This window comes from Streptomyces sp. NPDC086989 (genome assembly GCF_044745505.1).
Taxonomy (GTDB): domain Bacteria; phylum Actinomycetota; class Actinomycetes; order Streptomycetales; family Streptomycetaceae; genus Streptomyces.
Window position 1 is genome coordinate 26,075 of the sequence record NZ_JBIVAL010000031.1, and the last position, 13,549, is coordinate 39,623.

Genomic DNA, 13,549 nt, shown 5'->3' on the forward strand with positions numbered 1-13,549 from the left:
GGGATGTGAAGACCCCGGCATCACGGTGTGCACGAGCCGGTCCCGCGACGGGACCAAAGGCCTATTTCGAGCCGACCCGGCCGTCGCGTACCCTGGGGAGTGCAGAAGGGGAGTAGCTCTTCGCCGGACCGTCGACACACTGCTGGGTCACCCCAGCCGGCGCCCGGAGGCAGGCCGCACACCGCGGCCGGCCAGCGAGACCTTCGGCCGCAGTGTCCTGTTTCCAGTCCAGGGCGCCGCCGAGCCGAAGCGACCCCTGAAACACCCCAGGTCTCTCGGTACCGATGGCGTCCTGCCCGTCCGATTGAGGTCCCTCCCCCGTGTTCAGCAGCACCTTCAGCATCACCGTCACGGCGATCGCGTTCGGCGTCGTCTTCCTCGCCGAACTCCCCGACAAGACCGCCCTCGCCGGCCTGATGCTGGGCACCCGCTACCGCGCCTCGTACGTCTTCGCCGGCGTCGCCGCCGCCTTCGCCGTACACGTCGCACTCGCCATCGCCGCAGGCAGCGTGCTCACCCTCCTCCCGCACCGGCTCGTCCAGGCCGTCGTCGGCCTCCTCTTCCTCGCGGGCGCAGCCATGCTGCTCCTGAAGAAGAGCGACGACGACGAGGAGGTCAAGGCACCTGCCGACCAGTCCTTCTGGAAGGTCTCCGGGGCCGGATTCATGCTGATCCTGGTGGCCGAATTCGGTGACCTGACCCAGATCATGACCGCAAACCTCGCCGCACGGTACGACAACCCCGTCTCGGTCGGCATCGGCGCCGTCCTCGCCCTCTGGGCGGTCGCGGGCATCGGAATCCTGGGCGGCAAGACCCTGATGAAGTACGTGCCGCTGCGCCTGATCACGAAGGTCGCGGCAGGTGTGATGGCGGCACTGGCCGCGTTCTCGCTGTACGAGGCGATCGCGGGCTGACGGCGGGGGGGACGGGCGGGACGGGGTTGCAAGCGCGGGGCGGGAGCCACGGGGCGGGATCCGGGTGGGGCGGGGTCGGTGGGGTGGGGCCGGAGCCGAGGGGCGGGGTGTGGGTGGGGCGGTGTCGGGGTGGGTTCGGGGGCGTCCCGTCAGTCCACTGTCCTTCCGTGCCGTGCCGGCCCGTCAAGGGCGCTCCTCCTTCGTCGTCGCGTCGCTTCGCGATGTCGCTGCGCTCCACCCTTGACCGCCCGTCCCGTCCCGGAAAGACAACAGACTGCCGGGAAGCCCCCGAAGGATGGCCGGGGGGTTCATGTCCAGGGGCGGCCCCATCACAGATCCGGGACAGGGGTCCCCGTCCCTCCGGAGCCGGCTCACCGGGACCGGCCAGCCAGCCCGTAATGGCGGGCACGGCCCCCATGCGAGCCCATAAAAGCCCTTTCGGGACCCCGGCAGGGTCAACCCGCACCAGGCAGCGACCAGCACCCCATCCCGGTAGCCCTGGGCCGGTGGACGCCTCAGATCGCTACGCGCTTCTCCCGGCTCAGCGCCCACCGGCCGTCCGTGGCCGTTCATAGGCCGCCCGAACATGGGATATTTGCGACCTTTTAGGGCGTCTGCGGTCTGTCTGTGGTGAAAAACGGCCGAGAGGGAGTCTGATGCCGGATCTTCCAACCTCCCACTCCAGCAAGCCGCCTCACGCTCCCGAAGTGCCGGATGAAAGGGACAAATGACCCGCTGTCGCGTGCTTGGTCAGTTGGCACTGGTCGTGGGCGGCTTATGACCGGCCCCAGACGGCCGGCGGACGCTATGCCGGGAGAAGCGCGTAGCGATCTGGGGCGCCCTCGGGCCCACTCCGACCCTGATGGGCTTCTGGACGCTGCCAGGTGCGGGCTGCGCCCCATCGTCGTCTGACTGGCCGGTCCCGGTGGGCCGGCTGCGGATGGACGGGGACCCCTGTCCCGGATCTGTGATGGGGCCGCCCCTGGACACGTGCCCCCCGGCCATCCTTCGGGGGCTTCCCGACAGTCTTTGTCTTTCCGGGACGGGACGGGCAGTCAAGGGTGGCCGCAGGCCATCGCGAAGCGACGCGACGACGAAGGAGGAGCGCCCTTGACGGGCCGGCACGGCACGGAAGGACAGTGGACTGACGGGACGCCCCCGGACCCACCCCGACACCGCCCCACCCACACCCCGCCCCTTGGCTCCCGCCCTACCCTTCCGGCCCTGTCCCGCCTGTCCCCGCCCCTCGACCTCAGGCAGCCCCCTCGGGCCCCTCAACCCGCCGGCGTCACCGCCGGCGTCACCGTCACCCGGATCCACCCGTCCTGCGCGGCCGTGACCTGGACCGACGTCAGGTCCGGGGTGTGGGTCGTCGGGGCGTGGGCGGCGGCGCGGGGGCCTATGCCGATCACGCGCATGCCCGCCGCCCGGCCCGCGGCGATGCCTGCCGCCGAGTCCTCGAAGACGATGCAGTCGGCGGGGTCCACGCCCAGTGCGGCGGCGCCCTTGAGGAAGCCCTCCGGGTCGGGCTTGCTGGCCGCTACGGACTCGGCAGTGACCCGTACTGCGGGCATGGGAAGGTCCGCGGCGGTCATCCGGGCCGTGGCCAGGGCGGCGTCGGCGGAGGTGACCAGGGCGTGCGGGAGGCCCTCGATCGCCGCCATGAACTCAGTGGCTCCGCCGACCGGGACGACGCCGTCGGTGTCGGCGGTCTCACGGGCGAGCATCACGGCGTTCTCGGCGTGATTGAGCTCCATCGGACGTTCCGGCAGGAGGACGGCCATCGTGGCGTAGCCCTGTCGGCCGTGGACCACTTTCAGGGCCTCCTGCGGATCCAGCCCGTGGGAGACCGCCCAGTCGCGCCAGCAGCGCTCGACCACCGCGTCGGAATTGACGATGGTGCCGTCCATGTCCAGGAGCAGGGCCTTGGCGGTCAGGACGACGGGCGCGGTGGTGGTGCTGGCCGGCATGGGGGTGCTCCAGACGCGGGAAAAGAGAACAAGCGGTTCCGCCCACCGGTCAGGGAGTGCGGGCGGAACCACTTTGTTCCACCACGATACAAAACCGGGGACGGTTCGCGCCACTCCGGGTGCGATCGGGGTGCGGTCAGCGTCCGCCCTCCAGCGCCTGCCGGGTCCGCGGGCCGTAGACGCCCCAGTCCTCGTCGATGTTGTTGCGCCACTGGAACTCCGAGACCGCGTTCTCCGTACGGTCGTCGAACCTGCCGTTGATCTTTCCCCGGTACAGGCCCCGCCCCGCCAGGAGCCGCTGCATCTTCTCCACCTCCGCACCCGAATCCCCGTACCGCAGCGTCGGCGCCTGCGGGGGCGGCGGTGCCTGGACGCTCGGCGTGCGGCTCGGGCTCGCCGACGGGGTGGCGGACGGGGCCGCCGAGCTGCGCGAGGCGCTGGGCGAGGCGGACGGGGACGCCGACTTCGAGGGACTCGGCGACGCCGAAGCCGAGGCGGAGGCCGACCGGGACGGGCTGCCCGTCGACGACGGCTGCGTCGGACCGGCCGGGGCCATGCTCACGGCGGGCGCCGAAGGCTTGGCGTCCAGCAGGACGGTGTCGCTCTCACCGGAGCGCTGGAGCAGCCCCAGCGCCAGAGCCGCGGTGCCGACCGCGACCACCGTCCCGGCACCGGCCAGGACCGTCGGGAGCCGGCGTCGGCGGGACGGGCCGGACCGCTTCACGGGGCCCCCGCCCCCTCCCCTCCCCCCGCCCCCGGTTTCGTGGTTGCCGCCGGTGGGCGGCGCGGCGGCCCGGAGCTGGACCGTCTCGGCAGGCCAGAGCGCCTGCGGTGGGGCGTCCGGCCAGGCCACGGGTATGCCGGACGCCGGAGTGCCGTCTTCGGGCGGTGTGCCGCCCGGGTGGGCGTACGCGTCCGAGGGGCCCGCCATCACGCCCCGCACCGGCTGCGGGGGCAGCGGCGCAAGGCCGTCGGACTGGCGCGGGTCGGGAAGCGTCACGTACGGACGGATGCGCAGTGGCTCGAAACCGACCCCCTGTACGCACCCGCAGTCGACGCCCACGGCGCCGCATTCTGGACAGCGCTCAGCGCTCACTGGAATCCCTCCCTGGCCATTGCCAGCGATTATGCAGACCCGCAGGTGCCTGCCCAACCCGCCCGAGAGGCCATATCCGGCCACACCGCTCAGGATGGACATGTTGATCCGGCCCGAGGAGGAACGGATGGCTCAGGATGTGACCGCGGACGCCGTGAACCCCGTTCCCGACCCGCGCCAGGCCGGCCCCACCGCCGAGCACGCCACCCGCCAGGTCCTCGTCTCCATCGGCGCCCTGCTGCTCGGCCTGCTGATCGCCGCCCTCGACCAGACGATCGTCTCCACCGCCCTGCCGACGATCGTCAGCGAGCTCGGCGGGATGGCGCACCTGTCCTGGGTCGTCACCGCATACATGCTGGCCTCCACCGCCGCCACACCCCTGTGGGGCAAACTCGGCGACCAGTACGGACGCAAGAAGCTGTTCCAGAGCGCCATCGTGCTCTTCCTCATCGGATCGGCGCTGTGCGGGCTCGCCCAGGACATGCCGCAGCTCATCGGCTTCCGCGCCCTGCAGGGCCTGGGTGGCGGCGGACTGATCGTGCTGTCGATGGCGATCGTCGGCGACATCGTCCCGCCCCGTGAGCGCGGCAAGTACCAAGGCCTCTTCGGTGCCGTCTTCGGCGCGACCAGCGTCCTCGGACCGCTGCTGGGCGGCCTGTTCGTCGACAACCTGTCCTGGCGCTGGGTCTTCTACATCAACCTCCCCATCGGTCTCGTCGCGCTCGTCGTCATCGCCGCGGTCCTGCACATTCCCAGGCGGCGCTCGAGGCACACCATCGACTACCTCGGCACGTTCCTCATCGCCTGCGTCGCCACCTGCCTCGTTCTCGTGGCCTCCCTCGGCGGCACCTGGGGCTGGGGCTCGGCCCGGATCATCGGCCTCGCCGTCGTCGGCGCCGTGCTGCTCGCCGGTTTCCTCCTCGTGGAGCGGCGGGCCGTCGAACCCGTCCTGCCGCTGGGACTGTTCAAGATCCGCACCTTCACCCTCTGCTCGGTGATCAGCTTTGTCGTCGGGTTCGCGATGTTCGGCGCGATGGTCTACCTGCCGACCTTCCTCCAAGTGGTCCAGGGCGTCTCGCCCACCATGTCCGGCGTCCACATGCTGCCGATGGTGCTCGGCATGCTGATCGCCTCCACCGCCTCCGGCCAGATCGTCAGCCGCACCGGACGGTGGAAGGTCTTCCCGATCGCGGGCACGGCCGTGACCGCGATCGGGCTGCTCCTGCTGCACCAGCTGGAACGCACCAGCGGCACCTGGGAGATGAGCATCTACTTCTTCGTCTTCGGCACCGGACTGGGCCTGGTCATGCAGGTGCTGGTGCTGGTCGTACAGAACGCCGTCAGTTACGCCGACCTCGGCGTGGCCACCTCGGGCGCCACCTTCTTCCGCTCCATCGGCGCCTCCTTCGGCGTCGCGATCTTCGGTACGGTCTTCACCAACCGCCTCGACGACAAGCTCGCCACCGCGTTCGCCGGACTGCCGGTGCCGCCCGGTTCGGCCGCGCTGGTGGAGGCCGACCCCCGGGCCATCGGACGGCTGCCCGCCGCGCTGCGCCCCCGCGTGCTCGACGCGTACGCCTCCTCCATCACCGACGTGTTCCTCTACGCCGTGCCCGTCGTCCTCATCGCCTTCGTCATCGCCTGGTTCCTCAAGGAGGACGTCCTGCGCGGATCGGTCACGGCCCCCGACGTCACCGAGACCCTCGCCTCCAACCCCGTCCACCGCTCCTCCCGCGACGAGGTCGCCCGTGCGCTGACGGTCCTCGGGACCCGCGAGGGCCGCCGCCACGTCTACGAGAAGATCACCGACAGGGCCGGCTTCGACCTGCTGCCCGCGGCGAGCTGGCTGCTGCTGCGGATCAACAAGTACGGATCCGCCGAGCCCGCAATGCTCGCGGAACGGACCACCGTGCCGTTGAAGGTGATCACGGAGGCCGCCCGCCAGCTCGAGGAACGCGGCCTGGCCGAACGGGACGGGCTGCCCCTGGTCATGACGCCGAGCGGCCGGGAGGCCGCCGGGAAACTGGCCGAGGCCCGCGAGGACTCGCTCGCCGCACTGCTCGGCGACTGGTGGGGCCCGGACCGGCCGACCGACCTGGTCGAACTGGTCAAGGAGATCAACACGGAACTGTGCGGATCCGACGCCGAGGAGCCCTACGACACCGCGGCCCGCCGCGACCACGCCGCGCACTGACCCCCGGCGCCGCACGCGCAGCCCTCAGGCCAGTCCGCCGTAAAGGCCAGGGCGCCCTCAGCCCAGGACCTTCTCGAACCAGTGCTCCGCGTACGGGCCTGTTTTATAGGCCGGTATCTCCTGATACCCCTGCCGCGCGTACAGCGCCCGGGCCTCCACCAGGTCCGACCGGGTGTCGAGCCGGACCCGCCCGGCGCCCAGCGCGCGGGCCTCGGCCTCCAGGGCCGCCAGCAGCGCCGCCCCGCCGCCGGTGCCGCGGGCGCGCGGGTCCACGTACACCCTGGTGAGCTCGGCGGTGACGGGGTCGAGCAGGCGTATGCCGCCGCAGGCCCGTGGCGTTCCGTCGAGTCGGCCGACCATGAACTGGCCCGTCGGCGGGACGAGTCCGTCGGCCGGGTCGTCCCGCAGGCCCTCGTCGATCTCGGCCTCGGTGACGGGTCGTTTCCAGTACCGGCCGGCGACCTCCGCGTAGTACGCACGGCGCAGCGCGGTGGCGTCGGGGGTGGCGAAGTGCTCGGCGGCGACGGCCCAGTTGCCCGCCGCGGGGGTGGTGCTGTCGATGGTGTTCATGGCGTCGGTGTTCATGGCGTCATTGTGGAGTCCGTGAGGATCTCGCCGCGTGGAATATCCACAGGTACGGGCCGATGATAGGAAAAGACGCATTTCACTCAGATGGAGGGCGTGAGACGCCATGTCCGAGCACCCTGACGCTGCCCTGATCCGCCGCGGCTACGAGGCCTTCGGCAAGGGTGACATGGAGACGCTAGGCTCGCTGATGACGGCGGACGTCATCCACCACGTGCCCGGCAGCAATCCCCTCTCCGGCCACCACAAGGGCCGCGAAGCCGTCCTCGACCTCTACCGCCGGCTCGGCGAGGAGACGAACGGCACCTACCAGGTCGACCTGCACGCGGTGCTCGTCGACGGCCGCGGCCACGTCATGTCCTTCCACACCGCGCGCGGCGACCGCGGCGACCACGGGATCGAGATCCAGGGAGGCCTGTTCTTCACGATCGTCGGCGGGAAGATCACCGACATCGACGAGTGCACGCAGGACATCGACGAGGAGGACGCCTTCTGGGGCTGAGGCCGGCCTCCCCGCCGCTGCGGGGCCCCGCTCAGCCCTGCGGCTTGGGCGCCGCCTGCTGAACGACCTCGAACGACCACACCGTCGACCCCGAGGCCGCCGGCTTCGGCCGCTCACCGGAGCCCGAGCCCGCGTTCGAGCCCGCGCCCGAGCCCCCACCGGCGCCCGCGCCGCCACCCGCACCGCCGCCCTGGTGCGCGGCCTTCATGGGCCCCTCCATCCACGCCTGGAAGTCCTCCTCCGACCGCCACCGCGTGTACACCAGGTACTGGTCCGTCCCCTCGACGGGACGGAGCAGCTCGAACCACTCGAACCCGTCCGAACCCTCCACGGTGCCCGCCCGCGAGGCGAACCGCTGCTCCAGGACCTCCCGCTGCTCGGCGGGCACGGTCAGCGCGTTGATCTTCACGATGCTCATGCACGCCATCCTAGGGATGCCGCGGGGGATATCGTCGTCCCCAGGTAATGGAGCGGTGCATGAAACGCGGCAGCCAGGCGAAGTCAAGGTTGCGGTCGACAGGGTGGGAGGCCGGCGAGGCGTGGCTGACGCGGCGGAGCACAGCGGGGCGAACGGACATGCCGGGGTCATAGGCGGTAGCGGCAGACTGGGGGCGGCGCGCCTCCTCCTGTGGGCAGTGGCCGGGATCCTCGCCGTCAGGCAGGCCGCCGCCGTGCTGCGCGTGCCACCGGGCGAGTGGCTCGGCGAGTTCCGGCTCCCCAGCAGCTTCCCCGGCTCGCTGTACGACGGCGGCCAGTTCACCGCCACCCCCTTCGCCGGGCTGGTCCTCAAGCCGTTCCTCGCTCTCGCGGCGCCCTCGCTGGAAGTGGTCTGGACCTGCGTGACGCTGCTGGTCGTCGCCGCCGTCGGACTGGTCGCCGCGCGGGCACTGCCCGACCCCGTGCCGCGGCGCACCGCACTGCTCGCCGCGCCCGTGCTGGTCGGCCTGATGATGGTGTCGCTGCCCGTCCGCGCGGCCGCCTCGCCGGGCCAGACCGCCGTCCTGCCCGTGCTGCTGGTCCTGCTGGCCCTGTTCCGGGTGTCCGGCGAGCGTCCGGCCGGCTTCCTCGTCGGACTCGCCGCGGCGCTCCAGCCCGCCCTGCTGCTCTTCGCACCGCTGCTGTGGCTCACCGGCCGCCGCCCCACCGCCAAGACCGCCGCCGCGACCTTCGCCGGGGCCACCGCCCTGTCCTGGGCGGCGCTGCCCCGCGACTCCCGCGCCTACTGGGTCGACCACCTCGCCGGGACCGGCCTCGGCGGCGCCCCCGACAGCCTCGCCAACCAGTCCGTGCACGGCGCGCTGCTGCGGCTCGGCCTGAGCGGGCCCGCCGAGATCCTGCTGTACGCGGCCCTCGCCGCCGCGGTCGCCTGGGTGGGCCTGCGCCGCGCGGTCCGCTACGCCCGCGACGGCCAACTGCTGCTGGCCGTCGCGGTCACCGGCTGCGTGGCCGTCGCCGTGGCGCCGACCGGGTGGCGCCACCAGCTCCTGTGGGTGCTGCTCGCGGTGGCCGGCAAGGTGGGCAAGCGGGCGGCTGACCGGCCCGTGTGGCCGGTGGCCGTGGTGCTCGCCATGACGCTGCCCAGCGACGTACTGCTGCCCAACCTGGCCGCACTGGCCCCCGTACGGGACAACGTGCTGCTGCTCGCCGCGCTGGCGGCGGCCTGCGCGGTGCCGTTCCTGCCGCGCTCCTCGCCCCGCTGGCGCGAGCCCGTCCCGACGGAGTACGGACGCCCGGCCGCCGCCCGGTGGTCGCGGGTGCCGCTGCTGCCGCTGTGGCGGCGCGTGCTGTCGCGCCCCAATCTGCTGCTGGAACTGCTGCTGATACGGGTCGGGTACTCGCTGTACTCGCACATCAGGGCCGCCGCGCCCAGCAGCCGCAGCCTCGCCGAGGGCAACGGGAGCCGGATCCACGCCGTCGAACGGGCGCTGGGCATCGACATCGAGCACGCCGTCAACCACGCCGTGGTGAACACGCCCTGGCTGGAGGAGTTCTTCAACTTCTACTACTCGTCGTTCCACTTCGTGGTGCCGCTGACGATCCTGGCGGTCCTGTACTGGCGCAGGCCGGGCGACTACCGCTGGGCCCGCGCCTCCCTGGGCCTGGCCACCGTCCTCGCGCTGATCGGCTTCTGGCTGTACCCGCTGGCGCCGCCGCGCCTCATGCCGGCGCTCGGCTTCATCGACACGGTGCACGGGCCGCAGGACCTGGCGAACCCGCAGTACGGGGCGATGACCGCGATCTCCAACCAGTACGCGGCGATGCCCTCCCTGCACTTCGGCTGGTCGCTGTGGTGCGGGATCGTGATCATCACGCTCGCGCCGAAGGCCTGGCAGAAGCTCCTGGGGGCGCTGCACCCGCTGATCACGGTGTGCGCGATCGTCGCCACCGCCAACCACTGGGTGCTCGACGCGGTCGGCGGCGCGGCCGTCGTCGGCGCCGGATTCGGGCTGGTCCACGTACTGTCGGGGCCGCGCGGCGCGTTGCCGGCCGGGACGGGCGTGCCGCGGCCGCGCGAGCCGGAGCGGGTGGGCGCCGCCACAAGCCGCGCCTGAGCCGGCGCGTCCGAACGGCCGCGCCGATCGACGCGAAGGGGTGCCGGGAGCGGACCGTGTGTCCGTCCCGGCACCCCTTCGGTGGATCGCCGCGTCCTGTCAGGATCCGCCGGGGACGACGCCCGCGCCACCCGGGGCGATCACGGGGCCGCCGTCCCGCCCTCGCAGAGCCGGTCCACGACGAGCGCGATGGCGGCCTCGGCGGTGTCGGTCTCGGCGATGACGGTGTTCAGGCTGGGGCTGCGCACCCGGAAGCGGCCGTCGGGCGTGGGCTCGGCGGCCGGCGCCTCCACCTCGAAGGGATGACGGGTGCGGGAGCTGAACCACAGGGTCCACTGGCGGGTGAACGGGTACAGGCGGCGCAGCTGCGGCTGCGCGGAGGCGGCCTCGATGAGCTCGATGACACCGCGGCAGAGCGTGTCGCCCCCGCCGCGCTCCTCGATCAGGCGCCATGTCGTGGGCAGCCGCTGCCAGCGGGCATCCACCCGGTGAGCGGTGTCTGTGTCGGCAGCGTGAAGGTTCATCCGCGCAGTGTGACGGCCCCACCGGTCACAGAACAATGGTCCGGAAGTAAACAATCCGGCATACGTGCGCCCTCGATGCGCCTCGGCCGCACGCCCCGCACGCCCCCGGCACGAGACCCACGCCCTCTGGGCAGCGCCAGGTGGCCGCCGACCGGCAGGTTCCGCGGACGGCAGGAGCCGGGGCGTGGGAGGGCCGGCTCCTGCCGTCGTGGAACCTGCCGTCGGTCGTGGAACCTGCCGTCGCGGAACCCGCCGCGTGCAACCGGTACGCCACGGACGCGCGCTCAACCGTGGCTGACCCGGAGCTCCTTGATGCCGTTGAGCCAGGCCGCGCGCAGCCGGCGCGGCTCCTCGCCGGCCAGCCGCAGGTCGGGCAGGGAGTCGGCCAGCGCGTTGAAGATGAGGTCGATCTCCATGATGGCCAGGGACTTGCCGAGGCAGAAGTGCGGGCCGCCGCCGCCGAAGCCCAGGTGCGGGTTCGGGTCGCGGGTGATGTCGAAGACGTCCGGGTTCTCGAAGACCTCGGGGTCGTGGTTGGCGGAGGAGTAGAACAGCCCCACCCGGTCGCCGGCCTTGATCTTCTGCCCGCCGAGCTCGGTGTCGCGGGTGGCGGTGCGCTGGAAGGACACCACCGGGGTGGCCCAGCGGACGATCTCCTCGGCGGCCGTCGCCGGCCGGGTCGCCTTGTACAGCTCCCACTGCTCGGGGTGGGTGAGGAAGGCGTGCATGCCGTGGCTGATGGCGTTGCGCGTGGTCTCGTTGCCGGCGACCGCGAGCAGCAGCACGAAGAAGCCGAACTCGTCGGAGCCCAGGTTGCCCTGGCCCTCGGCGGCGACCAGCTGCGTGACGATGTCCTTGGCCGGGCACTCCTTGCGGGCGGCGGACAGGTTCATGGCGTAGCCGATGAGCTCCATCGCCGCGTTGGAGCCGACCTCCTCGGTGATCGCGTACTCGGGGTCGTCGTACGCGATCATCTTGTTCGACCAGTCGAAGATGCGCAGGCGGTCCTCCTGCGGTACGCCGATCAGTTCGGCGATGGCCTGGAGCGGGAGCTCGCAGGCGACCTGCGTGACGAAGTCGAAGCTGCCGTCGGCGGAGACGGCCAGCGCCTGCGCGACGATCCTGCGGGCCCGGTCGCGCAGGGCCTCCTCCAGGCCGCGGATGGCCCGCGGGGTGAAACCGCGCTGCACGATCTGGCGTACGCGGGTGTGCTCCGGCGGGTCCATGTTCAGCATGATCAGACGCTGGGCATCTATCTGCTCGCGCTGGATGTGCTCGTTGAAGCGGATGATCGCCGTATTGGTGGTGGAGGAGAACAACTCCGGGTGCGTGGAGACGTACTTGACGTCCGCGTGCCGAGTCACGACCCAGTAGCCCTCGTCGTCGAAGCCGGTGATGCCGCGCTGCTGGGGGCACCACCACACGGGCGCCGTCTGCCGCAGCTGGGCGAACTCGGGGAAGGGGACGCGGTCCTGGAGGAGGTCGGGATCGGTGGCGTCGAAGCCTTCGGGCAGCGCGGGACAGGGCATCGGGCGACTCCAAAGTCTGACGGCCCATCAGAAGTTGGCTTGAAGGTAGTAACGAGTTCTAGAAGTGACAAGGGTCCCCGCGTCAACTGTTGCGTGTGGAATCCGTGGAAGCCGCGTGCAAGACCCTTGCGTGCCGGGCCCCGGGGTCATAAGACTGCGAGTGGAACTAGAACGCGTACTAGTTCGGGCGGGGCGCCGGGACGGCCCGCCGCGTCGGCACAGTGCAGGAGAGGACGAGCTCATGGCCGCGGAACCCGTCATCGTCGAAGCCGTACGCACCCCCATCGGCAAGCGCGGGGGCGCGCTCGCCAACCTCCATCCCGCCTACCTGCTCGGCGAGACGTACCGCGAACTCCTCGCCCGGACCGGAATCCAGCCCGACTGCGTCGAGCAGATCGTCGGCGGAACCGTCACCCACGCCGGCGAGCAGTCGATGAACCCGGCACGCAACGCCTGGCTCGCCATGGGCCTGCCGTACGAGACCGCCGCGACCACCGTGGACTGCCAGTGCGGCAGCTCCCAGCAGGCCAACCACATGGTCGCCAACATGATCTCCGGCGGGGTCATGGACATCGGCATCGCCTGCGGCGTCGAGGCGATGAGCCGGGTCCCGCTCGGCTCCGGGTCCAAGCACGGCCCCGGCAAGCCCTTCCCGGACGAGTGGAACGTCGACCTCCCCAACCAGTTCGAGGCCGCCGAGCGGATCGCCCGCCACCGGGGCCTCACCCGCGAGGACGTCGACGGGCTCGGGCTGCTCTCCCAGGAGCGGGCCGCCACCGCATGGGCCGAGGAGCGGTTCAAGCGGGAGACCTTCGCCGTGCAGGTCCCCACCACCGAGGAGGAGCAGGCCGCAGGGCAGGGCATGTGGCGCCTGGTCGACCGCGACGAGGGCCTGCGCGACACCAGCATGGAGGCGCTGGCCCGGCTCAAGCCGGTCATGCCGACCGCCGTGCACACCGCCGGGAACTCCTCGCAGATATCGGACGGCGCCGCCGCCGTGATGTGGGCCTCACGCAAGATGGCCCGCGCCCTCAAACTCAAGCCGCGCGCCCGGATCGTCGCCCAGACGCTCGTCGGCGCCGACCCGCACTACCACCTGGACGGGCCGATCGACGCGACGCGGGCCGTGCTCGGCAAGGCCGGGATGTCCCTCAAGGACATCGACCTCGTCGAGATCAACGAGGCCTTCGCCTCCGTCGTCCTCAGCTGGGCCCAGGTCTTCGGACAGGATCTGGAGAAGGTCAACGTCAACGGCGGGGGCATCGCGATCGGCCACCCCGTCGGCGCGACCGGAGCCCGGCTGATCACCACCGCGCTGCACGAGCTGGAACGCCGCGACAAGGAATTCGCGCTGATCACCATGTGCGCGGGCGGTGCGCTGGCGACCGGCACGATCATCCAGCGACTGTAGGCGGCGCGGCAGCGGGCCGGCGCCCCGCGTGTGGGTGCCGCGCGTGTGGTGTGGGCGCCGGGCGCCGTGGAGACCCTGTGGGATGGGAAACAGAAGGCCCCGGTGGCCGGACCTGGGGAGGTCCGGCCACCGGGGCCTTCGCACTGCTGGTGCCGCTGTGGGGCGCCCGCCGTCACTGGTGGCTTAGTACCAGTGGTTGGCCTGCCAGAAGTTCCAGGCGCCGACCGGGCTGCCGTAGCGGGAGTTCATGTAGTCCAGGCCCCACTTGATCT

Annotated in this window: 11 protein-coding genes and 1 pseudogene; 5 read left to right on the plus strand and 7 right to left on the minus strand. The window is 71.7% G+C overall.

The window, feature by feature from the left end; translation table 11 throughout:
* Window positions 1-320 precede the first annotated feature (320 nt).
* Window positions 321-914, plus strand: coding sequence for a TMEM165/GDT1 family protein (locus ACIPK4_RS38255; protein ID WP_402322090.1), 594 nt, complete (start codon window positions 321-323; stop codon window positions 912-914).
* A 1,274-nt stretch (window positions 915-2,188) separates the two neighbouring features.
* Here ACIPK4_RS38255 and ACIPK4_RS38260 read toward each other — a convergent pair.
* Both ACIPK4_RS38260 and ACIPK4_RS38265 read right to left on the minus strand, forming a co-directional pair.
* The gene (locus ACIPK4_RS38260) at window positions 2,189-2,884 is read right to left on the minus strand and encodes an HAD-IA family hydrolase (protein WP_402322093.1); all 696 of its coding nucleotides are present in this window, start codon (window positions 2,882-2,884) and stop codon (window positions 2,189-2,191) included.
* Window positions 2,885-3,020: 136 nt separating this feature from the next.
* A complete protein-coding gene (locus ACIPK4_RS38265; RefSeq protein ID WP_402322094.1) occupies window positions 3,021-3,884 on the minus strand; it encodes a peptidoglycan-binding protein in 864 nt (287 codons plus the stop codon).
* Window positions 3,885-4,107: 223 nt separating this feature from the next.
* On the opposite strand from ACIPK4_RS38265, the gene ACIPK4_RS38270 reads away from it, so the two are divergent.
* Complete coding sequence (locus tag ACIPK4_RS38270) at window positions 4,108-6,174, plus strand: DHA2 family efflux MFS transporter permease subunit (RefSeq protein WP_402322097.1); 2,067 nt, start codon at window positions 4,108-4,110, stop codon at window positions 6,172-6,174.
* 57 nt (window positions 6,175-6,231) lie between these two features.
* Here ACIPK4_RS38270 and ACIPK4_RS38275 read toward each other — a convergent pair whose 3' ends face one another.
* Complete coding sequence (locus tag ACIPK4_RS38275; protein WP_402322100.1) at window positions 6,232-6,759, minus strand: GNAT family N-acetyltransferase; 528 nt, start codon at window positions 6,757-6,759, stop codon at window positions 6,232-6,234.
* 106 nt (window positions 6,760-6,865) lie between these two features.
* Here ACIPK4_RS38275 and ACIPK4_RS38280 point away from each other — a divergent pair, with 106 nt between their 5' ends.
* A complete protein-coding gene (locus ACIPK4_RS38280; RefSeq protein ID WP_054222767.1) occupies window positions 6,866-7,261 on the plus strand; it encodes a nuclear transport factor 2 family protein in 396 nt (131 codons plus the stop codon).
* A gap of 31 nt (window positions 7,262-7,292) precedes the next feature.
* On the opposite strand, the gene ACIPK4_RS38285 is transcribed toward ACIPK4_RS38280, so the two are convergent.
* Window positions 7,293-7,679 (minus strand): antibiotic biosynthesis monooxygenase family protein, encoded by a 387-nt coding sequence (locus ACIPK4_RS38285; RefSeq protein WP_402322102.1) that lies wholly within the window; start codon window positions 7,677-7,679, stop codon window positions 7,293-7,295.
* 121 nt (window positions 7,680-7,800) lie between these two features.
* Here ACIPK4_RS38285 and ACIPK4_RS38290 point away from each other — a divergent pair, with 121 nt between their 5' ends.
* Window positions 7,801-9,813 carry a phosphatase PAP2 family protein gene (locus ACIPK4_RS38290; RefSeq protein ID WP_402322105.1) on the plus strand — a complete coding sequence of 671 codons (2,013 nt, stop codon included), beginning with the start codon at window positions 7,801-7,803 and terminating at the stop codon, window positions 9,811-9,813.
* Between the two features lie 140 nt (window positions 9,814-9,953).
* Here ACIPK4_RS38290 and ACIPK4_RS38295 read toward each other — a convergent pair whose 3' ends face one another.
* Together ACIPK4_RS38295 and ACIPK4_RS38300 are read right to left on the minus strand one after the other, a co-directional pair.
* A complete protein-coding gene (locus tag ACIPK4_RS38295; RefSeq protein WP_159044134.1) occupies window positions 9,954-10,337 on the minus strand; it encodes a DUF6193 family natural product biosynthesis protein in 384 nt (127 codons plus the stop codon).
* Window positions 10,338-10,621: 284 nt separating this feature from the next.
* Window positions 10,622-11,866 carry a cytochrome P450 gene (locus ACIPK4_RS38300; protein ID WP_376203978.1) on the minus strand — a complete coding sequence of 415 codons (1,245 nt, stop codon included), beginning with the start codon at window positions 11,864-11,866 and terminating at the stop codon, window positions 10,622-10,624.
* 241 nt (window positions 11,867-12,107) lie between these two features.
* Between ACIPK4_RS38300 and ACIPK4_RS38305 the strand changes: the two genes are divergently transcribed.
* Window positions 12,108-13,277, plus strand: a complete 1,170-nt coding sequence (locus tag ACIPK4_RS38305) for a steroid 3-ketoacyl-CoA thiolase (RefSeq protein WP_402322110.1) — start codon at window positions 12,108-12,110, stop codon at window positions 13,275-13,277.
* A 183-nt stretch (window positions 13,278-13,460) separates the two neighbouring features.
* On the opposite strand, the pseudogene ACIPK4_RS38310 reads toward ACIPK4_RS38305, so the two are convergent.
* Window positions 13,461-13,549: pseudogene (locus ACIPK4_RS38310) on the minus strand (lytic transglycosylase domain-containing protein); the annotation flags it as partial.